Below are 24871 nucleotides of genomic sequence, written 5' to 3'. Positions count from 1 at the left end.
CACCTTTTTCGATTTACTGACGGGCCAGGCGCAGGTTCTGGAACGCCACCTCTTCAGTGCTGCGGTACGGGTTAATATCCAACCCACCGCGCCGCACATAGCGCGCGTACACCGTCAGTTTTTTCGGCTTGAGCAAGCGCTGCAGGTCGAGAAAAATCCGCTCTACGCACTGCTCGTGGAAGTCCGAGTGCTGGCGAAAGCTCACCAGGTATTCCAGCAGGCTGGCGTGATCCAGCGCCGAACCACGGTACTCCACCGCCACGCTGCCCCAATCGGGCTGGCTGGTGACCGGGCAGTTGGATTTGAGCAAGTGGCTGTGCAGGCTCTCCTCGACGATGCGCGAATCATCGCAGCGCAGCAGTTCCGGGCGTGGGTGTTCGTAGTTGCTGACGCTGATGTCCAGATCGTCAATGCACACACCTGGCAACGCCTGCACCCCTTCGGCTGCAACGTCCGCCAGGCTGCGGATGCGCACGGTTACCGGCTTGCCGGCGGCGGCGCTGAGGTCGGAGCGCAACGTCGCTTGCAGGCTTTGCGTGTCGGCAAACGCGGTTTGGTTGAGCGAATTAAGGTACAGCTTGAACGACTTGGACTCGATGATGTTCGGAGAGTCGGCCGGGATACTGAATTCACCGATGGCCACCACCGGCTTACCGGACGGCAGCAGCCAGGACAACTCGAAGCAGTTCCAGAAATCCACGCCCTTGTAGGGCAGGTTATCGGCGCTCAGGCCGAGTTCGGCCCACTTGGCGGCGCGAGGGATCGGGAACAGCAACGAAGGGGTGTAAGTAGAGATGTAATCACTGGACTTGCCCAGCGGCGAATGTTCGGCTGCGGGATGCATGGCGGAAACCTGGCTAAATAAACCCCGCCAGTCTACCAGCCTTTGCCCCCGCGCCTAAGCCACACCGGCTCAATCGACGTTAAGCGTGCCGACCATGCCCGCTTGATAATGCCCGGGCAGGTTGCAGGCAAACTCCAAGCCGGTGGCGCGGGTGAACGTCCAGGTCAGTTCGGCGGTTTTGCCGGGCTCTACCAGCACGCTGTTGGGGTCGTCGTGCTGCATGCCGCCCATCTCGCCATGGCCCATGGCGCTGTGGTCCATTTTGCCGATGCCGGTGGCGGTGAGCATGCCGCTGGCCTGCATCTTGAGCATTTCCTTTTGGTGTTCGGCATGCATCGCCGCGTCGCCCAGGTTGAATTCATGCAGCAACCGGCCTTTATTGACCAGCACAAACCGCACGGTCTCACCGGCTTTTACGTCCAACGACGTGGGCGAAAAAGAAATGTCCTGCAACTGCACTTCCACGGTGCGCGTGGCCTTGGCGGCGGCGGCCGGCTGGCCAAATGCGTAGGTGTGCGCCGTGTCAGCCTGCGCGTCGACACTCAATGCCAGCAGGCAGCCCGCCAGTAACAGGGGTGTACGCAAGGTCATGGGTATCTCCAAAAATGTGTGAACTGCTTGGGTAGCACTCTAAGATGGCGCCGCTGCCAGCCAGCTGACTGCTGGATTACAACTTTGTCAGGTTGCGCCCCTGCCCTGGCGCCCACGGTATAAAGCCCATCGTCACCCGCTGCCAAGAGTTGCCCATGAAACTGCTGATTGTCGAAGACCAACCTAAAACCGGCCATTACCTGCGTCAAGGCTTGGCCGAGGCGGGCTTTACCACCGAACTGGTCGCCGAGGGCACCAGCGGTCAGCATTTGGCATTGAGCGGTGACTACGACCTGCTGATTCTCGACGTGATGTTGCCGGGCCGTGACGGCTGGCAAATTTTGCAAGCCGTGCGCAGTGCCGGGCTGGATACTCCGGTGCTGTTCCTCACCGCCCGCGATGCGGTGGAAGACCGCGTGCACGGCCTGGAGCTGGGCGCCGACGATTACCTGGTCAAGCCGTTCGCCTTTTCCGAACTGCTGGCGCGGGTACGCAGCCTGTTACGCCGTGGCAGTAGCACACCGCAGGAAACCGCGCTGCAACTGGCCGACTTGCGCCTGGACCTGATTCGCCGCCGCGTTGAGCGCAATGGCCAGCGCATCGACCTCACCGCCAAGGAGTTCGCGCTGCTCGAATTGTTGCTGCGCCGCCAGGGCGAGGTGCTGCCCAAGTCACTGATTGCCTCACAAGTGTGGGACATGAATTTTGACAGCGATACCAACATCATCGAAGTGGCGATCCGCCGCCTGCGCCTGAAAGTCGACGACCCCTTCCCCAATAAGCTGATCCACACCGTGCGCGGCATGGGTTATGTGCTGGAGGAGCGTTTCAATTGATCAAGCGCTTGTCCCTCGCCAGCCGTCTGGCACTGTTGTTTGCCGCCTGTACTGCGGTGGTTTCGCTGATCGCCGGGGTGTTGTTCAACCAGGCCAGCGAGGCGCATTTTGTCGAGCTGGACCAACAGTTGCTCGACGGCAAATTACTGGCTTTGCGCAGCACGTTGCAGGGCGTCGACACCGCGCAATTGTTCGCCCAGCGCGAAGCGCAGTTGCGCAGCGAGCTTAATCGGCAACCCGACCTGACGCTGCGCATCAGCGCCGCCGGCCAGCGCTGGTATGACGGCGCGCCAGGCGTCGACCTGCCCGCAACGCCGGGCCTGCACAGCCTGCAGAACGCCGGCACGGATTACCGCGTGTACAACGCAGCGTTGCTGCCCAACCAACCGGGCTCGCCGCAACTGAGCCTGATGCTCGACATCACCCATCACCAGCAATTCCTGCAACGCATGCAGCACTTGATTTGGCTGACCGTCGGCCTGTCGGCACTCGCCACCGCGCTGCTAGGCGCCTGGGCCGCACGCAGTGGCTTGCGCCCGTTGCGGCGCATGGGCGAGGTCGCCGCCGGTGTCTCCGCGCATTCCCTCACCCAACGTTTGCCTGAGCAGCACATGCCGGTGGAACTGGCAGAACTCGCGCTCGCCTTCAACGCCATGCTCGGCCGCCTGGACGACTCGTTTCAGCGCCTCTCGGCGTTCTCCGCCGACATCGCCCACGAGCTGCGCACGCCGCTGTCGAACCTGCTGACCCACACGCAGGTGATCCTCACCCAGCCGCGCGCGCTGGAGGACTACCGCGAGGCGCTGCACAGCAACCTGGAGGAACTGCAATGGATGGCGCAGTTGGTGAATGACATGTTGTACCTGGCCAAAGCCGACCATGGCTTGCTGATGCCCAAGCGCGAGCCGTTGGCGCTTGAAGATGAAGTGGACGCGTTGCTCGAGTTTTTTGCGATGCTGGCGGAAGACGCGCAGGTCAGCCTGGTGCGCGAGGGCACTGCGCGCACCATGGGCGATCGCGGTATGTTGCGTCGGGCGTTGTCGAATTTGCTGGATAACGCGCTGCGGTTTACCAAGGCCGGTGGCCAGGTGCGGGTGCGCATCGCGGACGGGGTGAGACTTTCAGTGGAAAACACCGGGGATGGTATTCCCGCCGCGTTGTTACCTCGGTTGTTTGATCGTTTTTACCGGGCAGACCCGGCGCGCCATGAAGGCAGCAGCGAGCATGCGGGGCTGGGGTTGGCGATTACCCAGTCAATCGTGCGGGCGCACGGCGGGAGGATTTTTTGTGAGTCCGGGGCTGGCTGGACACGGTTTGTGGTTGAGTTGCCCAAGACAGATTGATGCAGGCTGCACCGGCCCTATCGGGAGCAAGCCCCCTCCCACAGTTGACTGCATTCCAAGTGAAATTGGCTGCATTCCAACTGGAGTTAATTGCAGTCCAGCCTGAATTGGCTGCATTCCAACTGGCACTGACTGCAACCCAACCTGAATTGGCTGCATTCCAACTGGAATTGACTGCTGTCCAACCTGAATTGGCTGCACTCCAACTGGAACTGACTGCAACCCAACCTGAATTGGCTGCACTCCAACCTGAATTGACTGCAACCCAACCTGAATTGACTGCAACCCAACCTGAATCATCTGCATTCCAACTGCAATTACCTGCATTCCAACTGAAATTGACCGCAGTCCAACCTGAATCATCTGCACTCCAACTGCAATTACCTGCATTCCAACTGAAGAAATGCAGTCAACTGTGGGAGGGGGCTTGCTCCCGATAGCGATCTCAAAGGTTACGAATACCTAAGCGCATGCGCCGGCTCTATCTTCGCCGCACGATACGCCGGGTACAGCGTCGCCAAAAAGCTCAACACAAAACCCGCCGAGCAAATCAGCAGCACATCCCCGCCCTGCAGTTCCGACGGCAAGTTGCTGACAAAATACACGTCGGAACTGAAGATATGCTGCCCGCTCACCCGCTCCAGCCAGCCCACCAGTTCACTCACGTTCAGCGCCGCGATCACCCCCAGCACGCCGCCAATCAAGGTGCCGACAATGCCGATCACCGTGCCCTGCACCATGAAAATAGCCATGATCTGCCGAGGCGTGGCGCCAATGGTGCGCAAAATCGCAATATCCGCGCCTTTGTCGTTCACCACCATGATCAGCGTGGCGATGATATTGAACGCAGCCACGGCGACGATCATCAGCAACAGCAGGCCGATCATGGTCTTTTCCATTTTCATTGCACTGAACAAGCTGCCCTGGGTGTGGGTCCAGTCATCCGGCTTGTAGCCCGTGCCCAGGCTGGCGGCGATGTCCGCCGAGACCTTGGGCGCCGCGTACAAGTCTTTCACCGCCAGGCGCACGCTTTGCACCTGGTTCGGCTGCCAATGCTGCATCTGGGCGGCGTCGGCCATGTGAATCAATGCCATCGAGCCATCCAGCTCGGCGCCGACCTTGAAGATACCGACCACGTTCAAACGCTGCATACGCGGGGTGATGCCACCCGGCGCGCTGCTGATTTCAGGCACGATCAAAGTCAGCTTGTCGCCCACGTTGAGGCGAAAGCGCCGCGCGGTGATTTCGCCGACCACCACACCGAACTCGCCGGGTTTCAGGTCGTCCAGTTTGCCCCGCACAATATGCTGAGCCACGATCGAAACCTTGCCTTCCTGAGCCGGGTCGATGCCGCTGATCTCGATCGGCTGCATCGCGCCCTTGTAGGAGAACATGCCGTCCATTTGGGTAAACGGTACGGCGGCAGTCACCTCGGGGTTTTTCATCGCAGCAGCGGCCACCGGCTGCCAATCATCAATCGGGTTTACGCCGACGATGGTGGCGTGCGGCACCATGCCGAGGATGCGTGAGCTCATTTCGCGCTGAAAGCCGTTCATCACCGACAACACCACAATCATCGCCAACACGCCCAAGGCGAGGCCGATCATCGAGGTCATCGAGATAAACGAAACAAAACGGTTGCGGCGCTTGGCGCGGGTATAGCGCGTGCCGATGAAAATCGATAACGGTCTGAACATTCGCGTGCACCGCCTGAAAAAATGAAAAAGCCCGACGCCAGGCGCCGGGCTTGAAACGGGTCAGATGGCGACCAAGTGACCTTCCTGCAGGTGCAACACACGGTCCATCTGGCGGGCCATGCTCATGTCATGGGTCACCACCAGGAACGCGGTGCGCATCTGGGTGCTCAGTTCCAGCATCAAGTCCTTGATGCCCTGCGCAGTGTGGGAGTCGAGGTTGCCGGTCGGCTCGTCGAGCATCACCAGGCCCGGGTTGTTGACCAGCGCGCGGGCGATTGCCACACGCTGGCGCTCACCGCCGGACAATTCGGCTGGCTTGTGCTCCAGGCGGTGGCCGAGGCCGACGCGCTCCAGCAACGCCTTGGCGCGCTGGCGCGCCTCTGGAATCGCGGTTTTGCCGATCAACAGCGGCATGCACACGTTCTCCAGCGCGGTGAACTCGGGCAGCAAGTGGTGAAACTGGTACACAAAACCCAGCGAGCGGTTACGCAGTTGGCCGCGCGCCTTTTCATTCAAGGCCGACAGTTCTTCACCGGCCAGCCACACGCTGCCCTGGGACGGCGTATCGAGGCCGCCCAGCAGGTTGAGCAAGGTACTTTTGCCGGAACCGGAACTGCCGACAATCGCCACGCGCTCGCCGGGGTGCAGCTCAAGCTGCAAATTGGACAACACCACGACCGATTCCGGACCTTCCTCGTAGGATTTGCCCAGATTGCGGCAGCTCAGGATTGCTTTTTCACTCATGCCCGATTCACTCATAACGTAAGGCCTGTGCTGGCTGGGTACGTGCCGCGCGCCAGGCTGGATACAGGGTGGCAAGGAAACTCAAGACCAACGCGGCGCCGCCGACCATCAACACATCCTGGGCCTGAACCTGGGACGGCAAGTAGTCGATAAAGTAGACGTCTGCGTTGAGAAACTTGTGGCCGATGACTTTTTCCAGCGCGGCGATGGCGGCGCTGACGTTCAGCGCGGCCAGAATGCCGACCGCTGTGCCGATCAAGGTGCCGACCACGCCGATCACCGTGCCCTGCACCATAAAGATCGCCATGATTTGCCCCGGCGTGGCGCCAAGGGTGCGCAGGATGGCGATATCGCCCTTCTTGTCGTTCACCACCATCACCAGGGTCGAGATGATGTTGAACGCGGCCACCGCAACGATCAGCAGCAACAGCAAGCCGATCATGGCTTTTTCCATGCGGATGGCCTGGTACAGGTTGCCGTGGGTGCGGGTCCAGTCGCGGGCGTAGTACTGCGACTCACCCAAGTGCTGGGCGATTTCCCAGGCGCCGCGCGGTGCGTCGAACAGGTCGTTGAACTTGAGGCGCAGGCCCTGCACCTGGTCCGGCTTCCAGCGGTGCAGCCGGGCCAGGTCGGTGAGGTTGGTCAGGCCGAGGTAGCCGTCGATCTCGCCGGCGCCGACGTGGAAGGTGCCGACCACGGTGAAGCGCTTCATGCGCGGGAACATGCCGGCCGGGGTCACGGTGACTTCCGGCGCGACGAAGGTCAGCTTGTCGCCGATGTTCACGCCGAGCTTGGCCGCCGCCTTGTCGCCGATCACGATGCCGAAGCTGCCGGGCGCCAAATCGTCAAGCTTGCCCTGCAGCATGAACTTGTCGATGATCGAGACCTTGCGCTCCTGGGCCGGGTCGATGGCATTCAGCAGAATTTTCTGCACCTTGCCGTCGTGGGTCAGCAACCCCTGCATCTGGGTGAATGGCGCAACCGCCACGACCTTGGGGTTTTGCTTGACCTTGTCGGCCAGGCTTTGCCAGTCGCTGATAGGCGCGTCGCCCTCGATGGTCGCGTGGGGCACCATGCCCAACACGCGCGTGCGCATCTCATGATCGAAGCCGTTCATCACCGACAGCACCACGATCATCACGACCACGCCCAAGGCGAGCCCGATCATCGAGGTCAACGAAATGAACGACACAAAGTGATTGCGGCGCTTTGCACGGGTATAACGCGTGCCAATAAATACGAAGAGAGGTCTGAACATGTCGGGGCTTGTTCGGAGGAAAAGAAGACGTCCCAGTGGCGGGGTCAGGTAAGCAGCTTTACACTCAGACCATTACCGCTACTTTGGGTTCGCCATGTCGACATTAGATGAAGAAGAACGCCGCGAATACTACCGTATCGACGACATGATCGCACTCCAAATCAGCACGCTCTCTGCCCCCGACGCGGCGAGCAAGGAAGTGTTGCTGGATGATTCGCCGCTGTTCAACCTGCTCAGCGAATTGCACCTCAGCGAATTCGAAGCCCAGCACCTGCTGCGCCAGATCAACGAGAAAGATCGCAGCCTGGCGGCCTTCCTCAAGGTGCAGAACAAACGCGTCGACCTGCTCAGCCAAATCATGGCGCGCGGCCTGCTGGATGAGGTCGGCGCGCCACAGCCGGTGATCATTTCCGAAGGCGGTATCGACTTCCAGCACCCCACGCACTTGGCGCCCGGCGCGCACCTGGCGGTCAAGCTGGTGCTGATGCCGCAAGCGCTGGGCCTGTTGCTGCGCGCCCGCGTGACGCAGTGCGATGCCAAGGCTGACGGGTTTGCGGTGGCCACGGAATTTGAATCCATGACCGATGCCCAACGCCAACTGCTGGCGCGCTACATCCTGCAGAAACAAGCCCAGGAACGACGCCTGGCGCGCGAACAAAGCGACGCCCAAGACACCTGAATTGGTATTACCCCGCCAGAAACCCTGGCGCAAAGGAGCAACTGTGACCCTGATCTACGGCCACCGCGGTGCCAAAGGCGAAGCACCGGAAAACACCCTGACCAGCTTCCAGGAGTGCCTCAAGCACGGTGTACGCCGCTGCGAACTGGATTTGCACCTGTCAATGGACGGCGAGTTGATGGTCATCCACGACCCGACCCTGAAACGCACCACCGACCGGCGCGGCAAAGTCGTCGAGTACTCGGCGGCCGACCTGGTGAAGATGGATGCGCGCAAAGGCGGCCCGGGCTGGGTGCAACCCTGCCCGATCCCACGCCTGGAAGAGTTGTTCGAGCAATGCGACTTTGACCACTGGCAACTGGAAGTCAAAAGCGCCTCACGCACGCGCGCCGCGACCACCGTGCTGGCGATTCGTGAGATGGCCGTACGTTTTGGCCTGATGGACAAGGTCACCGTGACCTCAAGCTCGCGCGAAGTATTAAAAGCCGCGGTTGATCTGACCCCGGACCTGTCACGTGGCCTGGTCGCCGAATACGCGTGGCTCGACCCGCTGAAGGTCGCGCAAAACTACGGCTGTGAATACCTGGCATTGAACTGGACGTTGTGCACCCCCGAGCGTCTGGAAAAAGCCCAGCGCCAGGGTTTGCACGTGTCGGTGTGGACAGTCAACGAACCTGCGCTGATGCGCAGGCTCGCCGACTTCGGCGTAGATAGCCTGATTACAGACTTTCCCGGTTTGGCCACTGCCACCCTCGAGAATTACTGAAATCGGTCTCCCCGGCCGGCTCAGGCCACCGGCCGGAGCCGCTCAAAAAAGCCGGTTGAGGCCGTCGTAGGCCGCTACCCGATAGGCTTCAGCCATGGTCGGGTAGTTGAACGTGGTGTTTACAAAGTACTTGAGGGTATTTTGCTCACCCGGCTGGTTCATGATCGCCTGGCCGATGTGCACGATTTCCGAGGCCTGGTAGCCGAAGCAATGCACACCGAGCACCTCAAGCGTTTCACGGTGGAACAGAATCTTCAGCATGCCTTGCGGCTCACCGGCGATCTGCGCACGCGCCATGCTCTTGAAGAACGCCTTGCCGACTTCGTAAGGCACCTTGGCCTTGGTCAGTTCGTGTTCGTTCTTGCCGATCGAGCTGATCTCGGGAATCGTGTAGATCCCGGTCGGCACGTCGTTCACATAACGCCAGCTGCCGTTATCAATAATGCTGCCTGCCGCCGAGCGGCCTTGGTCATGCGCAGCACTCGCCAGGCTTGGCCAGCCGATCACGTCACCGGCGCCATAAATATTCGCCACGCAGGTGCGGTAATCCTCGTCCACCTCGATCTGGCCACGGCTGTTGACCTTGACCCCGATGTTTTCCATGCCCAGCTTGTCGGTGTTGCCGGTACGGCCGTTGCACCACAGCAAGGCGTCGGCCTTGATTTTCTTGCCGGACTTGAGGTGCAGGATCACGCCATTGTCGAGGCCTTCGACGCGCTCGTACTCTTCGTTGTGGCGCACGGTGATGTTGTTGTTGCTGAAGTGGTAGCTCAACGCCTGGGAAATTTCCGAGTCGAGGAAGCTCAGCAACTGGTCACGGTTATCCACCAGCTCGACCAATACACCCAGGCCGCTGAAAATCGACGCGTATTCGCAACCGATCACACCCGCGCCATAGATAATCAGTTTGCGCGGGGTGTGGCCCAGGCTGAGGATGGTGTCGCTATCGTAGATACGCGGGTGGTGAAAATCGATATCCGCCGGACGATACGGGCGCGACCCGGTGGCGATGATGATGTGCTTGGCCACCAGCTTTTCGACCACGCCGTTGGCGCAGACCACTTCGATGGTTTGCTCGTCGGCGAAACTGCCGGTGCCGAAGAACAGGTCAACGCGGTTACGCGCGTAGTAACCGGTGCGCGAGGCGACTTGTTTGGCGATTACTTTTTCGGCGCTTTTCAACACATCCGGGAACGAGAACCAGCGCGGCTCACCAATCGCCCGGAACATCGGGTTGGTGTTGAACTGCATGATCTGGCGCACCGAGTGACGCAAGGCCTTGGACGGGATGGTGCCCAGGTGGGTGCAGTTACCGCCGACCTGGCGACGGCTATCGACCATCGCCACCTTGCGCCCCGCTTTGGCGGCATTCATCGCCGCACCTTCTCCAGCCGGGCCGGAACCCAGTACCACCACGTCGTAGTTGTAGACAGCCATGCGTACTCCTCAGAACAGGCCAGGCGCACGGTTGAACGCCTGGCTAAATCATGCCGCGGCCAGCGGGCATGAAGGACAATTTGGCTCAAGTGTGTGAACCGGGGCACAGTCTATATAAGGCTCAACGCCGCGCACATTAACCCTTGGTCGCGTCGTAGGCCAGTCTTGCCTTTACTACAGGCACAGTAAACTGGCATTACACTGCTGACACTCATCTTTGCAGGACACATCATTATGCGGTATGTCGTTTTGTGTTTATTGCTGATTTTTTCTGTAACCGGGCAAGCAAGTGAGGCGGACCGGCTCAGGCAGGCGGGTTTTCCTGCGCAGTCTGATGCACTGGCGTTGAAAAACCAGGCGGTGCTGGTCTATTTGTGGGCGGATGTGTATGCGGCAGCGCTGTATGCGCCGGCCGACACTAGCGTAAAGCAGGCCTGGGACCAGCAAAAGCCACTGCGCCTTGAGCTGTATTATTTTCGCGACATCGACCGCAATGATGTGATCAAGGCCGCCACCGCCACCCTGGAGCGTCAGCAGGCCAGCGCGCGCTTGAAGCCCGAGATTGAAAAGCTGCATGCGCGCTTTCGCGATATTCGTAGCGGCGATCGGTATGCTCTGGATTTTCGCCCTGGGCGAGGTTTGAACCTGGAAATCAATGGCGAGGTGGTGTTCAGCAGTCGCGATGACGCGCTGGCGCGGGCCTATCTGGGAATCTGGCTGGCGCCGAAGGGCTTGTCTGATGAATTGCGCGGCAAACTGCTGAAATAATCGGGTGTGTCATGTACATCTGTATTCACTGAACCACCGCCATCGGGAGCAAGCCCCCTCCCACAGTTGACTGTATTCACACATCAATCTGTGGGGGGCTTGTCACCACATTTACTGCATTCACACCTCAACCTGTGGGAGGGCTTGCCCCCACATTCAATGCATTCACACATCAACCTGTGGTGATAGGCTTGCTGCCACATTCACTGCATTCACACCTCAACCTGTGGTGATAGGCTTGCTGCCACATTCACTGCATCCACCCATCAACCTGTGGTGAGAGGCTTGCTGCCACATTCACTGCATCCACACCTCAACCTGTGGTGAGAGGCTTGCTGCCACATTCACTGCATCCACACCTCAACCTGTGGTGAGAGGCTTGATGCCACATTCACTGCATCCACACCTCAACCTGTGGTGAGAGGCTTGCTCACACATTCAATGCATTCACACATCAACCTGTGGTGAGAGGCTTGCTGCCACATTTTCTGTATCCACCCATCAACCTGTGGGAGGGGGCTTGCTCCCGATGGGGCCATGCGCGGCGACACAACCTCTGAGCCATAAAAAAGCCCCGAACCAGTCGGGGCTTTTTCAACTACTGCTGACGCTTAGCGCGGAAACGCAGGCGGGTTAACCCCGGCCATGTCTTCCATCACGCGAACCACCTGGCAGCTATAGCCGAACTCGTTGTCGTACCACACATACAGCACAACACGGTTGTCCTGAGTAATGGTCGCCTCAGCGTCCACCACACCCGCATGGCGCGAGCCAACGAAGTCGGTGGAAACCACTTCCTGCGAATTAACAAAGTCGATCTGCTTATGCAGGTCCGAGTGCAGCGCCATATAGCGCAGGTACTCGTTCATCTCTTCGCGGGTAGCCGCTGTCTCAAGGTTCAGGTTGAGAATCGCCATCGACACGTTCGGCGTCGGCACGCGAATCGCGTTACCGGTCAGCTTGCCGGCCAGCTCAGGCAGCGCCTTGGCAGCAGCAGTGGCAGCACCGGTCTCGGTGATCACCATGTTCAACGCAGCGCTACGGCCACGGCGATCGCCCTTGTGGAAGTTGTCGATCAGGTTCTGGTCGTTGGTGTACGAGTGAACCGTTTCAACGTGACCGTTAACGATACCGAACTTGTCATTCACTGCCTTCAACACCGGCACGATGGCGTTGGTGGTGCAGGAAGCGGCAGACACGATCTTGTCGTCAGCCGTGATTTCGCCATGGTTAATACCGTGCACGATGTTCTTCAGCTTGCCCTTGCCAGGCGCGGTCAGCACAACGCGGTCGATACCCGGGCACGCCAGGTGCTGGCCCAGGCCTTCGGCATCACGCCAAACGCCGGTGTTGTCCACCAGCAGTGCGTCCTTGATGCCGTACTGGGTGTAATCCACCTCGGCCGGGTTTTTCGCGTAGATCACCTGGATCAGGTTACCGTTGGCGGTGATGGTGTTGTTTTCTTCGTCGATGACGATGGTGCCGTTGAACGGACCGTGTACCGAGTCGCGACGCAGCAGGCTGGCGCGTTTGGTCAGGTCGTTGTCGGCGCCTTTGCGCACCACGATGGCACGCAGGCGCAGGCCGTCGCCGCCGCCGGTTTTTTCGATCAGGATACGCGCCAGCAAACGGCCGATACGACCGAAGCCGTACAGCACAACGTCGGTGCCTTTGCGGGCTGCGGCGTTTTGCTGACCGACCACGTCGGCCATTTCTTCACGCACGAACTGCTCGGCGCTGCGGCCGGCACCTTCTTTGCGGAATTTGTAGGCCAGTTTGCCCAGGTCTACCGAAGCCGCGCCGAGCTTGAGCTCGCTCATGGCTTTAAGCAGCGGGAATGTTTCGTGGACGGAGAGTTCGCTGTCGTCGGCGGAACGGTGACGCGCAAAGCGGTGGGCTTTGAGAATCGCGATGACAGACTGGTTGATCAGGCTGCGGCCATAGATCGAGCTCACCACATTGTTATTGCGGTACAGCTGACCGATAAGCGGAATCATCGCTTCAGCGAGCGCTTCACGGTCGATCCATTCACCAAGACACTGGTCGGGCTTCTGAGTCACGGGAACCTTCCACATGTAGGGGCAGAAAAAAGGGGCTACATTATGCCGCCCCGAGCGCCCTCGGAGCAATGCGCGCACCCTAACAAAAAGTGCTTGCGAAAAATCGACACCCCGCTGCAGGCCAGTAAATACGCGGCTTCCAGAAGGCCGCTTGTTGAGCCGCGAGGCCGACTTGTCCGTAACCCTCCGAAAACTACGTGCATTTTGGCACTACATATTGAGTCAAAAGGCTGCATTGTTTGTCTTAGCCACTACATTTCCCACAAACCGTAATAGGCTCAGTCAGCAACTGACAGGCGGCACCTCGGGCCGTTACAATTACCGACTTTGTCGCAACGCTTGGAGCTCAACCTTCCGTGCCCGTTCTGCGTCTACCGCTTCTCCCTGCCGCGGCAGGTAAACAGCACTGGGGCAATTTGCCCGGTGCCGCCCTGAGCCTGGCCATTGCCGAGGCTGCCAGCGCAGCCAAACGCTTTACCCTGCTGCTCACCGCCGACAGCCAAAGCGCCGAGCGGCTGGAGCAGGAGCTGAGCTTCTTCGCCCCCGATTTGCCGGTGCTGCATTTTCCCGACTGGGAAACCCTGCCCTACGACTTGTTCTCGCCGCATCAGGACATCATTTCCCAGCGCATCGCCAGCCTGTACCGCTTGCCGGAACTGGCCCACGGCGTGCTGGTGGTGCCGATCACCACGGCGCTGCATCGCCTGGCGCCGACCAAGTTCCTGCTGGGCAGCAGCCTGGTGCTGGACATCGGCCAGAAGCTGGATGTAGAGCAAATGCGCACGCGCCTCGAAGCCAGCGGCTACCGTTGCGTCGACACGGTGTACGAGCACGGTGAGTTCGCGGTGCGCGGCGCGTTGATCGACCTGTTCCCGATGGGCAGCAAACTGCCGTACCGCATCGACCTGTTCGATGACGAAATCGAGACCTTGCGCACTTTCGACCCCGAAAACCAGCGCTCCATCGACAAGGTGGAGTCGATCAAGCTGCTGCCGGCGCGCGAATTCCCGCTGCAAAAAGATGCGGTCACGCGCTTCAAGGCGCGCTTTCGCGAACGCTTCGATGTGGATTTTCGCCGCTGCCCGATCTTCCAGGATTTGAGCAGCGGGATTACCCCGGCCGGTATCGAGTACTACCTGCCGCTGTTTTTCGACGAAACCTCCACCCTCTTCGACTACCTGCCGCAGGACACCCAAGTGTTCTCGCTGCCGGGCATTGAGCAGGCGGCGGAGAACTTCTGGAACGATGTGCGCAACCGCTACGAAGAGCGCCGCGTCGACCCGTCCCGGCCTTTATTGCCGCCTGCCGAATTGTTCCTGCCGGTAGAAGACTGCTTCGCCCGCCTGAAAAACTGGCCGCGTGTGGTCGCCAGCCAGCAAGACGTGGACGCCGGCAGTGGCCGCGAGCGCTTCCCGGCGCAAGCGCTGCCAGACCTGGCGATCCAGGCCAAAGCCGCCCAGCCGCTGGAAGCCTTGGCCAACTTCATCGGCGATTTCCCCGGCCGCGTGTTGTTTACCGCTGAGTCCGCCGGGCGCCGTGAAGTGTTGCTGGAGCTGTTGGAACGCCTGAAGCTGCGGCCGAAAACCGTCGACAGTTGGCCGGACTTTGTGAAGAGCAAAGAGCGCCTGGCGATCACCATCGCGCCGCTCGACGAAGGCTTGCAGCTGGATGACCCGGCCTTGGCGCTGATCGCCGAAAGCCCGCTGTTCGGTCAGCGTGTGATGCAGCGTCGCCGCCGTGACAAACGTGCCGACGCCAACAACGACGCCGTGATCAAAAACCTCACCGAGCTGCGCGAAGGCGCGCCGGTGGTGCATATCGACCACGGCGTCGGCCGCTATTTAGGCCTGCAAACCCTGGAGATCGACAACCAGGCCGCCGAATTCCTCACCATGGAGTACGCCGAGGGCGCCAAGCTCTACGTGCCGGTCGCAAGCTTGCACCTGATCGCGCGCTACACCGGCAGCGATGACGCGCTGGCGCCGTTGCACCGCCTGGGCTCCGAGACCTGGCAGAAGGCCAAGCGCAAAGCCGCCGAACAGGTGCGCGACGTCGCCGCCGAATTGCTCGACATCTATGCACGCCGCGCGGCGCGCGAAGGTTATGCCTTCGCCGACCCGAAAGCCGACTACGCGACCTTCAGCGCCGGGTTCGCCTTCGAAGAAACCCCCGACCAGCAAACCACCATCGAGGCGGTGCGCGCCGACATGCTCGCGCCCAAGCCGATGGACCGCCTGGTGTGCGGCGACGTGGGCTTCGGCAAGACCGAAGTGGCCATGCGCGCGGCGTTTATCGCAGTACACGGCGGCAAACAGGTGGCGATTCTGGTGCCGACCACCCTGCTCGCCCAACAGCACTACAACAGCTTTCGCGACCGCTTTGCCGACTGGCCAGTGAGCGTGGAAGTGATGAGCCGCTTCAAGTCGGCCAAGGAAGTGAATGCCGCCGTCGCCGACCTCGCCGAAGGCAAGATCGACATCGTGATCGGCACGCACAAGCTGCTGTCGGACGACGTGAAGATCAAAAACCTCGGCTTGGTGATCATCGACGAAGAACACCGCTTCGGTGTGCGTCAAAAAGAACAACTAAAGAACCTGCGCAGTGAAGTCGACATCCTCACCCTGACGGCCACGCCGATTCCGCGCACGCTGAATATGGCCGTGTCGGGTATGCGCGACCTGTCGATTATCGCCACGCCGCCGGCGCGGCGCCTGTCGGTGCGCACGTTCGTGATGGAGCAGAACAAAAGCACGGTCAAGGAAGCGCTGTTGCGCGAACTGCTGCGCGGCGGGCAGGTGTATTACCTGCACAACGACGTAAAAACCATCGAGAAGTGCGCTGCCGACCTGGCCGAACTGGTGCCGGAAGCGCGCATCGCCATCGGCCACGGGCAAATGCGCGAGCGCGAACTCGAACAGGTGATGAGCGACTTCTACCACAAGCGCTTCAACGTGCTGATCGCCTCGACCATCATCGAGACCGGCATCGACGTGCCGAGCGCGAACACCATCATCATCGAGCGTGCCGACAAGTTCGGCCTGGCCCAGCTGCATCAACTGCGTGGCCGCGTCGGGCGCAGTCACCACCAAGCGTATGCCTACCTGCTGACGCCACCGCGCCAACAGATCACCTCCGACGCCGAAAAACGCCTGGAAGCCATCGCCAACACCCAGGACCTCGGTGCCGGTTTTGTATTGGCCACCAACGACCTCGAAATCCGTGGCGCCGGCGAACTGCTGGGCGACGGCCAAAGCGGGCAGATTCAGGCCGTGGGTTTCACGCTGTACATGGAAATGCTTGAGCGCGCGGTGAAAGCCATCCGCAAAGGCGAGCAACCGAACCTTGATCAACCGCTGGGCGGCGGCCCGGAAATCAACCTGCGCTTGCCGGCGTTGATTCCCGAAGACTACTTGCCGGACGTGCACGCGCGGCTGATTCTGTACAAGCGCATCGCCTCGGCCACCGACGAAGAAGGCCTCAAAGACCTGCAAGTGGAGATGATCGACCGCTTCGGCCTGCTGCCGGAACCGACCAAGAACCTGGTGCGCCTGACCTTGCTCAAATTGCAGGCAGAGCAGTTGGGTATCAAAAAAGTCGACGCCGGCCCGCAAGGCGGGCGTATCGAGTTCGAAGCGCAAACGCCGGTGGACCCGCTGGTACTGATCAAGCTGATTCAGGGCCAGCCCAACCGCTACAAGTTCGAAGGGGCTACGCTGTTCAAGTTCATGGTGCCGATGGAGCGCGCCGAAGAACGCTTTAATACCCTGGAGGCGCTGTTTGAGCGCCTCATCCCGAAAACCCTTTGAAGGACGCCCGCATGCGCCTGTTCCGCATTCTGAGCCTGTTGTTGGTGGTCGTTGCACCTTCGGCGTTTGCCGACAGCCCGTATCAGGTTGAAATGATCCTGGTGCGCCAGAATGCCGAGCCGGTGATCAACAGCCGCGCTGCACCGGAAGACTGGGATGCCGGGGCCGTGCACCTGGGCGACAAAATGAGCCCGCCGCGCCTGGGCACTATCGTCGACAAGCTACGCGCCGACTCCAGCTACACCGTGCTGGCGCACAAGGCCTGGGAACAAAACCTCGGCGAGCAACCGGTTAAAATCGCGATCAGCGACGGCCAGGAGCAATTTGGCCAGTTCCCTGTCGAGGGCGTGTTGAACCTGCAACTGGGTCGTTTCACCGACATCGACGCCGACTTCTGGGTCAACCAGTTCGGCGCCAATGGCAGCGTGATCGCCAGCGAGCGTCTGGCCCAGCAAGACGTGCGCACCAAGAACAACCAGCTCAATTACCTCGACGGCGGCCACCTGGCGCTGCTGATCAAAATCACTTCGCTGACCGCCAAACCGCCCAGCGCGCCACCGCCCGACATTCAGGACTGATCCAGCGCCATGCCCCTGACGTCGCCGTTGACCAAACCCCTGGCCCCTTCGTGGGCCAATCGCTTTAAAGAGCAAAGCCTTGAGCGCGGGCGACGCTACGCCCTGGAAAACCGCGTGCGCATCGTCGAGTCGGGTGACAGCACCATCGTCGCCAGTTGCGAAGGCTCGGGCGGCAACGTTTATCGGCAGACTATCTCGCTGCGCGAGTCGGCCAAGGGCATGCTGATTCTGGTCGACAGCCGCTGTACCTGCCCGGTGCACACCAACTGCAAACACATCGCGGCAGTGCTGCTCAAGGTTCAGGAAACCCTGGCCTACCCGGCAGCGGCCGAAGATGCCCAATTGCTCGAAAAGCTTCAGGCCGTGCTGGATAACCGCGTGGTGTTGCCCCAAGTGGTGATGGAGGACGTGTTGCCCGTGCCGCGCCTGTGGCTGGCGAGTGTCGAGTTCAGCGCGTTTGAACCGCGCAACGGCAAGATGCAGCGCTATATCCAGCACCGCGCGGCGCTGTCGTTCAACTACTTGGGCAACTACGTCAGCGGGCAGAAAAACGCCGACATCGTTGTGCGCCAGGAAACCCAAAGCCTGCGCATCAAGCGCCATCCCGAGCTGGAGCAGCCGTATCGCGAGCAGCTGCGCCTGCTGGGGTTCAAGATCGCCACGCGCCAGAGCAAGGCACTGCCGGAAAGCGCCGGTGAATTGTTCGAAATGGTCAATGACAGCGCCTGGCTGAACTTCACGCTGAATGCATCGCCGACCTTGCGCGCCAACGGTTGGGAACTGCAGATTGATGAAGATTTCGGTTTTGACCTGAGCGCCGTAGATGACTGGTACGCCAAGGTGGACGAGGGGCCGGAGCGCGACTGGTTCGACCTCGAACTGGGCATCATCGTCAACGGCGAGCGGCTGAGCCTGCTGCCGATCCTGCTTAACCTGATGCGCTCGCACACCGAGATACTCAACCCGGAAAAACTCGCGCGGCGCCGCGATGACGAACTGATCCTGGTGAACATTCCCGGCCTGCCGAATGGCCACGGCCCGCTGCAAGTGGCGCTGCCTTATGGGCGTTTGAAACCGGTACTGGCCACGCTTGGCGAGTTTTACCTGCAGGAATCCGGCACCACCACGTTGCGCCTGGCCAAAGCCGACGCGATTCGCCTCAACCCGCTCGAAGACCTGCCGCTGCAATGGGAAGGCGGCGAGAAAATCCGCAACTTTGCCCAGCGCCTGCGCAACATCAAGGACTTCGCCTGCGTGGCGCCCGAGGGCTTAAACGCGACCTTGCGCCCGTACCAGCTGGAAGGCCTGAGCTGGATGCAGTCACTGCGCCAGCTCGACGTCGGCGGGATTCTTGCGGATGACATGGGCCTGGGCAAAACCCTACAAACCTTGGCGCATATTCTTAGCGAAAAAATCGCCGGGCGCCTGGACCGGCCGTGCATGGTGGTGATGCCCACCAGCCTGATCCCGAATTGGCTCGACGAAGCGGCGCACTTTACACCGCAACTCAACGTGCTGGCGCTGTATGGCGCGACGCGCAAGAAACACTTCCAGAACTTGCAGGATTACGACCTGCTGCTGACCACCTACGCGCTGCTGCCCAAAGACATCGAACACCTCGCCGCCCTGCCCTTGCACGTGCTGATTCTGGATGAAGCGCAATACATCAAGAACCCCAACAGCAAGGCCGCACACGCGGCGCGTGAGCTGAACGCGCGCCAGCGCCTATGCCTGAGTGGCACGCCGCTGGAAAACCACTTGGGCGAGTTGTGGTCGTTGTTCCACTTCCTGCTGCCGGGCTGGCTGGGCGACGTAAAAAGCTTCAACCGCGATTACCGCGTGCCCATCGAAAAGCGCGCCAGTGAGGTGCGATTGCAGCACCTTAACGGTCGGATAAAACCCTTCCTGCTGCGCCGCACCAAAGAACAGGTCGCGACGGAGTTGCCGCCCAAGACCGAGATTATCCATTGGGTCGACCTCAATGAAGCCCAGCGCGACGTGTACGAAACCATGCGCCTGGCCATGGACAAAAAGGTCCGCGACGAAATTACCCGCAAAGGCGTGGCGCGCAGCCAGATCATCATTCTTGAAGCGCTGCTCAAGCTGCGCCAGGTGTGCTGCGATTTACGCCTGGTCAACGACGCCATCCTGCCCGGCCACGGCAGCAGCTCGGGCAAGCTCGACAGCCTGATGGCAATGCTTGAGGAGCTGTTTGCCGAAGGGCGCCGGATTCTGCTGTTCTCGCAGTTCACCTCGATGCTCAGCCTGATCGAAGCCGAGCTGAAAAAGCGCGGAGTTGCCTACGCGCTGCTGACCGGCCAAACGCGTGATCGACGCACGCCAGTGAAGGACTTTCAGAGCGGCAAGCTGCAGATTTTTCTGATCAGCTTGAAGGCAGGCGGCGTGGGCTTGAACCTGACCGAAGCCGACACGGTGATTCACTATGACCCGTGGTGGAACCCGGCCACGGAAAACCAGGCGACTGACCGGGCGTATCGCATCGGCCAAGAGAAGCCAGTGTTCGTGTACAAGATGATTGCGCGGGGCACGGTGGAGGAAAAAATTCAGCACCTGCAGAAGGAAAAATCCGACCTGGCGGCGGGCGTGCTGGATGGGCGTACCACCGGCGATTGGCAGTTGGGCAATGACGACATCGAGGCATTGTTTGCGCCGTTGCCCAACAAGCAAGAGAAACGCTGACGGTTAGACCGCTATCGCGAGCAAGCCCGCTCCCACACTGGACAGCGTTTGCTCAAGATTTATGCGGTCAAGTGTGGGAGCGGGCTTGCTCGCGAAGGGCGCAACTCGGTGTCAGCCTGGCAATGGCGCGTATTTTAAACCAAGCGATGGACAGCCAAAGGCCGATGTTTCCTACCTTCCGGTACGAATACACGCCTACTAGGCTCCCCTGTTTCCGACGTTTCAGGGCTTAATTAAACAGCGCCCTGTCACTCAATCAGTTCGGCTCCTCGAAGCGCACCGACCGCCGCCATCCAGCGCGGGTCTTGCTTGTAGTCCGTCGACGCGAGCGCCTGCCCACGCATACGCGCGATGCGCGGCGACGGCGTGACCTTCATGCGCTGGGCGGCCGTCAATGCCAGCTCGGCAGCCGCCCGGTCGTTACACACCAGGCCCATGTCACAACCGGCGGTCAACGCGGCCTCGATACGGCTGGCGGCGTCGCCGACCACATGCGCGCCGGCCATCGACAGGTCATCGCTGAAAATCACCCCATCGAACTGCAATTCACCGCGCAGAATATCCTGCAACCAACGACGTGAAAAGCCGGCGGGCTGCGCATCGACCTGCGGGTAAATGACGTGAGCTGGCATCACCGCCGCCAATTGCTTGCTCAAGCGCGCGAAAGGCACCAGGTCATTCGCGCGAATCTGTTCCAGGCAGCGTTCATCATTCGGAATCGCAACATGGGAATCCGCCTCAGCCCAGCCGTGGCCCGGAAAATGTTTACCGGTGGCGGCCATGCCCGCGCTGTTCATACCGCGAATGAACGCACCCGCCAGCACAGCGGCGCGCTCGGGGTCGCCTTCGAATGATCGGGTGCCAACCACGGCGCTGCGCTGGTAGTCCAGGTCGAGCACCGGGGCAAAACTCAAGTCCAGGCCGACGGCCAGCACTTCGGTGGCCATGATCCAGCCGCACTGCTCGGCGAGGTGTTCGGCGTTCGGCTTATCCGCCAACGCGCGCATGGCCGGCAGGCGCACGAAGCCTTGGCGCAAACGCTGCACGCGACCACCTTCCTGGTCGACAGCCAGCAGCAGGTCCGGGCGCACCGCACGGATCGCCGCGCTCAACTCGCGCACTTGGCGTGGGTGCTCGATATTGCGCGCAAAAATGATCAACCCACCCACTTCAGGCTGGCGCAACACGTGGCGATCCTCGGCCGTCAGCCAAGTGCCGGCAACGTCGACCATCAAAGAACCTTGCAGGGCAGCAGTCATAAACCTTCCTTAAATAACGCACACAACCCGCAGCCCTCATCGGGCGCCATTTGTACTAATGGGCGCTCGATGAAAACCACGGGTTGCGTGTAACGTAAATAGCTGAATTCGGCATGGCGGCTAGCTTAGCGGATGCAAGCGGCCGCGCACACCCAGGGCGGTCACGCCTTGGCGACGGCCGGTGTGGATTTGCTGCGTGGGCGCAATTGCGCGGCAGCCATGGCCGGGTCGGTCACGCCGGATTCGGCACGCATGCCGGCGGCGAGGAACGGCACCATCAGGCGCATGACCTGTTCAATCGAGGTGTTCACGCCGAAGTCAGTCTCGGCAATCGCACGCAATGCCTTGATCCCGGACATGCTGAACGCGGCGGCGCCGAGCATGAAGTGCACACGCCAGAACAGTTCGATCGGCGGAATATTCGGCGCGGCTTCGTTGACCAGCAGCATGTAGCGGCGAAACACTTTGCCGTACATATCTTCCAGATAACGCCGAAGGTGGCCCTGGCTCTGGCTGAAGGCCAAGCCCAACAGGCGCATGAAAATCGACAGATCGTTGCCACTGCGCGGTTGAACGACCAGCGCTTGCTCAACGAGTATTTCCAGCAGGTCTTCCAGGCTTGGGATGTTTTCGGGCTTGGTCTGGCGGCGCTCCAGCTCGCGGTCGAGGCTTGCGCAAAATGGCCCCAGGAAGCGCGAAAACACCGCCTGGATCAGGGCTTTTTTGGAGCCGAAATGGTAGTTCACCGCAGCCAGATTAACCCCAGCCTTGCTGGTGATCAGCCGCAATGAGGTTTCGGCAAATCCTTTTTCCGCGAACAATTGCTCGGCAGCATCGAGAATACGTTCAACGGTTTCTGACTGGGCCATGACTACTCCGCCTGACAAACACTTGTTTGAAACATACGTTTCAGGGTGTGTCTTGTCAAGCCTGAGCGTTCGTTTTACGGCCGGGCAGTCATCTATTTGCGCGACATTTAATCACATCCTTGCCTGTGCGTAGTGCGCACTGCTGCTGCGTCGCAGGAAGGGTGAAAAATGACCGTCCAGCGGAGTGCTCAAAAAGGATGATTGCCAAGCGCAGTTCACTGTATATAATCCCAGTCACTGTATAAAAAGACAGAGCGATCAACATGCTAAAACTGACGCCACGCCAAGCTGAGATTCTGGCTTTTATCAAGCGCTGCCTCGATGACAACGGCTACCCGCCGACACGAGCGGAAATTGCGCTGGAGCTGGGGTTCAAATCCCCCAACGCCGCTGAAGAACACCTCAAGGCACTCGCCCGCAAAGGCGCGATCGAGATGACCCCCGGTGCTTCACGCGGTATTCGTATCCCTGGTTTTGAAGCCAAGGCCGACGAATCGACCCTGCCGATCATTGGCCGCGTCGCCGCCGGTGCGCCGATCCTGGCGCAGCAGCACGTCGAGGAATCCTGCAACATCAACCCCACCTTCTTCCATCCGCGCGCCGACTACCTGTTGCGCGTACACGGCATGAGCATGAAGGACGTGGGCATATTCGACGGTGACCTGCTGGCCGTCCACACCACCCGTGAAGCGCGTAATGGCCAGATCGTCGTCGCCCGTATCGGCGATGAAGTCACCGTGAAACGCTTCAAGCGTGAAGGCAGCAAGGTCTGGCTGCTGGCCGAGAACCCCGAGTTTGCCCCGATCGAAGTGAACCTGAAAGACCAAGACCTGGTGATCGAAGGTTTGAGCGTTGGCGTCATTCGCCGCTAAAGGAGGCACCATGCAGCTCGTGCACACCCCACAACACACACAACTGTCGCTGTTCGAGGCCTTTATGGCTCAACCGCTTTCGCCCACCCTCAAGGAAACGGTCGAGGCGCCTTGGGGCGCCGAACCTGAGGCGTTCAGTGAACTGTCGTTGCGCGGTGCTGCCGGGAGCTGCCTGAGCCTGCTGGCGCCGATCCTTCGCGAATTGAGCGAAGACCAGGACGCGCGCTGGCTGACGCTGATCGCACCGCCCGCCAGCCTGACCCAGGCCTGGCTGCGGGACGCCGGCCTCAACCGCGAGCGTATCCTGCTGCTGCAACCGCGCGGCATGCAAAGCGCCCAGCAACTGACCTGCGAAGCCTTGCGCCTGGGCCGTAGCCATACCGTGGTGAGCTGGCTCAACCCGCTGAATGCAACGGCCAAGCAACAGCTCATCAGCGCCGCGCGTACCGGCGATGCGCAGAGTTTGAATATTCGATTGGGGTAATAAGCTGTCTGTGCCCAGGGCGTTTGCTATGGCGAGCGGGCTTATTGTGACTAGCTGGCTGTTGTGGCGAGCGGGATCATGTGGCGAACGGGCTTGCTCGCGCTGGGCTGCGCAGCGGCCCCAGAACCAGACCAGGCACCGCGGAATACCTGAAATACCGTATCAATCTATTTAGGGCCGCTTCGCAGCCCAACGCGAGCAGGCCCGCTCACCACAATGAGCCCTCCGCTCACCACAAACTCACCCATCACAGCAAGTCGGCCAGGCACAACAAGCCCGCGCTTCACACACTCAGTGAAGAACGCGCGAGCCGTCATCCTTTTCAGGTTCGCCGTCTGCCAGGCGACCTGCCATCTGCACACCGACGCTCAACATGGCTTTTGCCACTTCCACGTGCTGGCCTTGCAGGAAGGCTTTTGCGTCCTCGGAAAAGTCCAAAATAACCAAAGAACCTTCGTCCTCAGCTCGGCGCAGTTCGATTCGGCCGTCAGGCAACTCAACAATTTCCAAAAAGGACGTCGGCATAAAAGTCTGTTCTCCACGAAAGGCGGCAATTATATCAGTCATCCACCCAGCCTCGCAGAGGATCTGAACAGGTTTCTTTACGGCTTGATGAATGGTGCGCTCGAACACCGAGCGTTCATCCGGTCGTTGCGGCCGATTCAGCTCAACACTCGTTCAAGCCTTCACGAAAGCGCAGCGCCATCTTCTTCAGCGCCTGGCGCCAGCTTTCCAGCTCTTCCCGACTCAATGGCTTGGGCTCATCATCTTCCACGGCCACGGTCACGATCAGCGGTTTTGTCACATCGCCTTTGGGCACGTGCGGAATACGCGGCGGCTGGAACATGTCGGCGTGGGCTTTGAGCAGGCGTGCGACCCAGCTGTCGGGGCTCTGGGCCATTTCCACCAGCTCGGCCAACTCAGGAATCGCCATGCTCTCCAGCACTTCGCGGGTCATGATCATTTCTGCACGCGGCGAACCGGCCTGAGGCAAACGGTAAAACCCGGCGATTTCATGGCACAGCCCCAGCAAGGCGCCGTACAGGTGAAACAACGCCGCTTCACGCCCCGCCTGGACCAGCGCGATGGCATTCATCTCTTTGCCCTGCTCGGCACGGCCAAGGGCTTCCAGAGACAAACCCGCGAAGTAAATTTTCTGGTTGGTACGGGTATAGAGTTCGTTGGCCATAACGGCGGTCTCCACAACAAAATAAGCCTGATGCTGCCTGTGCAGGCGCGAGCACGCTCGTGCCTGCCACACGCAAAAGCCGTCTATACAG

General features: G+C 60.4%; 22 protein-coding genes. 11 read left to right on the top strand and 11 right to left on the bottom strand.

What is annotated here, in order from left to right:
• Positions 1-13 precede the first annotated feature (13 nt).
• The gene (gene queF, locus AO240_RS20595) at positions 14-844 is read right to left on the bottom strand and encodes an NADPH-dependent 7-cyano-7-deazaguanine reductase QueF (RefSeq protein WP_099238781.1); all 831 of its coding nucleotides are present in this window, start codon (positions 842-844) and stop codon (positions 14-16) included.
• Positions 845-913: 69 nt separating this feature from the next.
• Positions 914-1435, bottom strand: coding sequence for a plastocyanin/azurin family copper-binding protein (locus AO240_RS20590; protein WP_099238779.1), 522 nt, complete (start codon positions 1433-1435; stop codon positions 914-916).
• A gap of 155 nt (positions 1436-1590) precedes the next feature.
• Here AO240_RS20590 and AO240_RS20585 point away from each other — a divergent pair, with 155 nt between their 5' ends.
• The 3 genes from AO240_RS20585 to AO240_RS28440 are packed head-to-tail and all read left to right on the top strand — an operon-like array spanning position 1591 to position 4054.
• Complete coding sequence (locus tag AO240_RS20585) at positions 1591-2271, top strand: heavy metal response regulator transcription factor (RefSeq protein ID WP_099238777.1); 681 nt, start codon at positions 1591-1593, stop codon at positions 2269-2271.
• On the top strand, positions 2268-3614 hold the full coding sequence (locus AO240_RS20580) for a heavy metal sensor histidine kinase (RefSeq protein WP_099238775.1): 1347 nt from the start codon (positions 2268-2270) through the stop codon (positions 3612-3614). The genes AO240_RS20585 and AO240_RS20580 overlap by 4 nt, the downstream gene beginning before the upstream one ends.
• Positions 3614-4054: a hypothetical protein gene (locus AO240_RS28440; RefSeq protein WP_143505413.1), complete on the top strand. Its 441-nt coding sequence runs from the start codon at positions 3614-3616 to the stop codon at positions 4052-4054. The genes AO240_RS20580 and AO240_RS28440 overlap by 1 nt, the downstream gene beginning before the upstream one ends.
• Before the next feature lie 12 nt (positions 4055-4066).
• On the opposite strand, the gene AO240_RS20575 is transcribed toward AO240_RS28440, so the two are convergent.
• Genes AO240_RS20575 through AO240_RS20565 form a run of 3 tightly spaced genes read right to left on the bottom strand, consistent with a single transcriptional unit; the run spans position 4067 to position 7313 of the window.
• Entirely contained in the window at positions 4067-5311 is a 1245-nt protein-coding gene (locus tag AO240_RS20575) for a lipoprotein-releasing ABC transporter permease subunit (protein WP_058411011.1), read from the bottom strand.
• 60 nt (positions 5312-5371) lie between these two features.
• Positions 5372-6055, bottom strand: a complete 684-nt coding sequence (gene lolD / locus AO240_RS20570; protein ID WP_024074097.1) for a lipoprotein-releasing ABC transporter ATP-binding protein LolD — start codon at positions 6053-6055, stop codon at positions 5372-5374.
• A 7-nt stretch (positions 6056-6062) separates the two neighbouring features.
• A complete protein-coding gene (locus AO240_RS20565; protein ID WP_058411013.1) occupies positions 6063-7313 on the bottom strand; it encodes a lipoprotein-releasing ABC transporter permease subunit in 1251 nt (416 codons plus the stop codon).
• A 94-nt stretch (positions 7314-7407) separates the two neighbouring features.
• Between AO240_RS20565 and AO240_RS20560 the strand changes: the two genes are divergently transcribed.
• Both AO240_RS20560 and AO240_RS20555 read left to right on the top strand, forming a co-directional pair.
• Complete coding sequence (locus AO240_RS20560) at positions 7408-7992, top strand: PilZ domain-containing protein (protein ID WP_058411014.1); 585 nt, start codon at positions 7408-7410, stop codon at positions 7990-7992.
• Positions 7993-8035: 43 nt separating this feature from the next.
• Positions 8036-8758, top strand: a complete 723-nt coding sequence (locus AO240_RS20555) for a glycerophosphodiester phosphodiesterase family protein (RefSeq protein WP_099238773.1) — start codon at positions 8036-8038, stop codon at positions 8756-8758.
• Positions 8759-8800: 42 nt separating this feature from the next.
• Here AO240_RS20555 and sthA read toward each other — a convergent pair whose 3' ends face one another.
• Entirely contained in the window at positions 8801-10195 is a 1395-nt protein-coding gene (gene sthA, locus AO240_RS20550) for a Si-specific NAD(P)(+) transhydrogenase (protein WP_058411016.1), read from the bottom strand.
• Positions 10196-10429: 234 nt separating this feature from the next.
• Between sthA and AO240_RS20545 the strand changes: the two genes are divergently transcribed.
• Complete coding sequence (locus tag AO240_RS20545) at positions 10430-10963, top strand: chalcone isomerase family protein (protein WP_099238771.1); 534 nt, start codon at positions 10430-10432, stop codon at positions 10961-10963.
• Between the two features lie 611 nt (positions 10964-11574).
• Here AO240_RS20545 and AO240_RS20540 read toward each other — a convergent pair.
• A complete protein-coding gene (locus AO240_RS20540) occupies positions 11575-13038 on the bottom strand; it encodes a glyceraldehyde-3-phosphate dehydrogenase (RefSeq protein WP_099238769.1) in 1464 nt (487 codons plus the stop codon).
• Positions 13039-13379: 341 nt separating this feature from the next.
• Between AO240_RS20540 and mfd the strand changes: the two genes are divergently transcribed.
• The 3 genes from mfd to AO240_RS20525 are packed head-to-tail and all read left to right on the top strand — an operon-like array spanning position 13380 to position 20107.
• Entirely contained in the window at positions 13380-16829 is a 3450-nt protein-coding gene (mfd, locus tag AO240_RS20535) for a transcription-repair coupling factor (RefSeq protein WP_099238768.1), read from the top strand.
• An 11-nt stretch (positions 16830-16840) separates the two neighbouring features.
• Positions 16841-17407, top strand: a complete 567-nt coding sequence (locus AO240_RS20530; RefSeq protein ID WP_099238766.1) for a CsiV family protein — start codon at positions 16841-16843, stop codon at positions 17405-17407.
• Positions 17408-17416: 9 nt separating this feature from the next.
• Positions 17417-20107 (top strand): DEAD/DEAH box helicase, encoded by a 2691-nt coding sequence (locus tag AO240_RS20525; RefSeq protein WP_099238764.1) that lies wholly within the window; start codon positions 17417-17419, stop codon positions 20105-20107.
• A 248-nt stretch (positions 20108-20355) separates the two neighbouring features.
• On the opposite strand, the gene nagZ is transcribed toward AO240_RS20525, so the two are convergent.
• Positions 20356-21366, bottom strand: coding sequence for a beta-N-acetylhexosaminidase (gene nagZ / locus AO240_RS20520; protein WP_099238762.1), 1011 nt, complete (start codon positions 21364-21366; stop codon positions 20356-20358).
• A 161-nt stretch (positions 21367-21527) separates the two neighbouring features.
• Positions 21528-22235: a TetR/AcrR family transcriptional regulator gene (locus AO240_RS20515; RefSeq protein WP_099238760.1), complete on the bottom strand. Its 708-nt coding sequence runs from the start codon at positions 22233-22235 to the stop codon at positions 21528-21530.
• A gap of 263 nt (positions 22236-22498) precedes the next feature.
• On the opposite strand from AO240_RS20515, the gene lexA reads away from it, so the two are divergent.
• Together lexA and sulA are read left to right on the top strand one after the other, a co-directional pair.
• On the top strand, positions 22499-23107 hold the full coding sequence (gene lexA / locus AO240_RS20505; protein ID WP_003172575.1) for a transcriptional repressor LexA: 609 nt from the start codon (positions 22499-22501) through the stop codon (positions 23105-23107).
• A gap of 10 nt (positions 23108-23117) precedes the next feature.
• Positions 23118-23591 carry an SOS-induced cell division inhibitor SulA gene (sulA, locus tag AO240_RS20500; protein WP_058411024.1) on the top strand — a complete coding sequence of 158 codons (474 nt, stop codon included), beginning with the start codon at positions 23118-23120 and terminating at the stop codon, positions 23589-23591.
• Between the two features lie 291 nt (positions 23592-23882).
• Here sulA and AO240_RS20495 read toward each other — a convergent pair whose 3' ends face one another.
• Together AO240_RS20495 and AO240_RS20490 are read right to left on the bottom strand one after the other, a co-directional pair.
• Positions 23883-24116: a hypothetical protein gene (locus tag AO240_RS20495; protein ID WP_058411273.1), complete on the bottom strand. Its 234-nt coding sequence runs from the start codon at positions 24114-24116 to the stop codon at positions 23883-23885.
• 142 nt (positions 24117-24258) lie between these two features.
• Positions 24259-24780, bottom strand: coding sequence for a DUF6586 family protein (locus tag AO240_RS20490; RefSeq protein WP_099238758.1), 522 nt, complete (start codon positions 24778-24780; stop codon positions 24259-24261).
• Positions 24781-24871: the final 91 nt, after the last annotated feature.

The sequence above is a fragment of the Pseudomonas sp. ICMP 460 genome (assembly GCF_002723595.1).
Taxonomy (GTDB): Bacteria; Pseudomonadota; Gammaproteobacteria; order Pseudomonadales; family Pseudomonadaceae; genus Aquipseudomonas; species Aquipseudomonas kitaguniensis.
This window is presented reverse-complemented; position numbering and strand designations above follow the sequence as displayed.

What these genes read in the sequence shown, in the direction of transcription:
- AO240_RS20565 (WP_058411013.1), bottom strand. Translation starts at nt 7,313, where the DNA reads ATGTTCAGACCTCTCTTCGTATTTATTGGCACGCGTTATACCCGTGCA.
- AO240_RS20515 (WP_099238760.1), bottom strand. Translation starts at nt 22,235, where the DNA reads ATGGCCCAGTCAGAAACCGTTGAACGTATTCTCGATGCTGCCGAGCAA.
- AO240_RS20575 (WP_058411011.1), bottom strand. Translation starts at nt 5,311, where the DNA reads ATGTTCAGACCGTTATCGATTTTCATCGGCACGCGCTATACCCGCGCC.
- AO240_RS28440 (WP_143505413.1), top strand. Translation starts at nt 3,614, where the DNA reads ATGCAGGCTGCACCGGCCCTATCGGGAGCAAGCCCCCTCCCACAGTTG.
- AO240_RS20545 (WP_099238771.1), top strand. Translation starts at nt 10,430, where the DNA reads ATGCGGTATGTCGTTTTGTGTTTATTGCTGATTTTTTCTGTAACCGGG.
- lolD (WP_024074097.1), bottom strand. Translation starts at nt 6,055, where the DNA reads ATGAGTGAAAAAGCAATCCTGAGCTGCCGCAATCTGGGCAAATCCTAC.
- sthA (WP_058411016.1), bottom strand. Translation starts at nt 10,195, where the DNA reads ATGGCTGTCTACAACTACGACGTGGTGGTACTGGGTTCCGGCCCGGCT.
- AO240_RS20540 (WP_099238769.1), bottom strand. Translation starts at nt 13,038, where the DNA reads ATGTGGAAGGTTCCCGTGACTCAGAAGCCCGACCAGTGTCTTGGTGAA.
- nagZ (WP_099238762.1), bottom strand. Translation starts at nt 21,366, where the DNA reads ATGACTGCTGCCCTGCAAGGTTCTTTGATGGTCGACGTTGCCGGCACT.
- AO240_RS20490 (WP_099238758.1), bottom strand. Translation starts at nt 24,780, where the DNA reads ATGGCCAACGAACTCTATACCCGTACCAACCAGAAAATTTACTTCGCG.
- AO240_RS20560 (WP_058411014.1), top strand. Translation starts at nt 7,408, where the DNA reads ATGTCGACATTAGATGAAGAAGAACGCCGCGAATACTACCGTATCGAC.
- AO240_RS20530 (WP_099238766.1), top strand. Translation starts at nt 16,841, where the DNA reads ATGCGCCTGTTCCGCATTCTGAGCCTGTTGTTGGTGGTCGTTGCACCT.
- AO240_RS20590 (WP_099238779.1), bottom strand. Translation starts at nt 1,435, where the DNA reads ATGACCTTGCGTACACCCCTGTTACTGGCGGGCTGCCTGCTGGCATTG.
- AO240_RS20495 (WP_058411273.1), bottom strand. Translation starts at nt 24,116, where the DNA reads ATGCCGACGTCCTTTTTGGAAATTGTTGAGTTGCCTGACGGCCGAATC.
- queF (WP_099238781.1), bottom strand. Translation starts at nt 844, where the DNA reads ATGCATCCCGCAGCCGAACATTCGCCGCTGGGCAAGTCCAGTGATTAC.
- AO240_RS20585 (WP_099238777.1), top strand. Translation starts at nt 1,591, where the DNA reads ATGAAACTGCTGATTGTCGAAGACCAACCTAAAACCGGCCATTACCTG.
- AO240_RS20525 (WP_099238764.1), top strand. Translation starts at nt 17,417, where the DNA reads ATGCCCCTGACGTCGCCGTTGACCAAACCCCTGGCCCCTTCGTGGGCC.
- lexA (WP_003172575.1), top strand. Translation starts at nt 22,499, where the DNA reads ATGCTAAAACTGACGCCACGCCAAGCTGAGATTCTGGCTTTTATCAAG.
- sulA (WP_058411024.1), top strand. Translation starts at nt 23,118, where the DNA reads ATGCAGCTCGTGCACACCCCACAACACACACAACTGTCGCTGTTCGAG.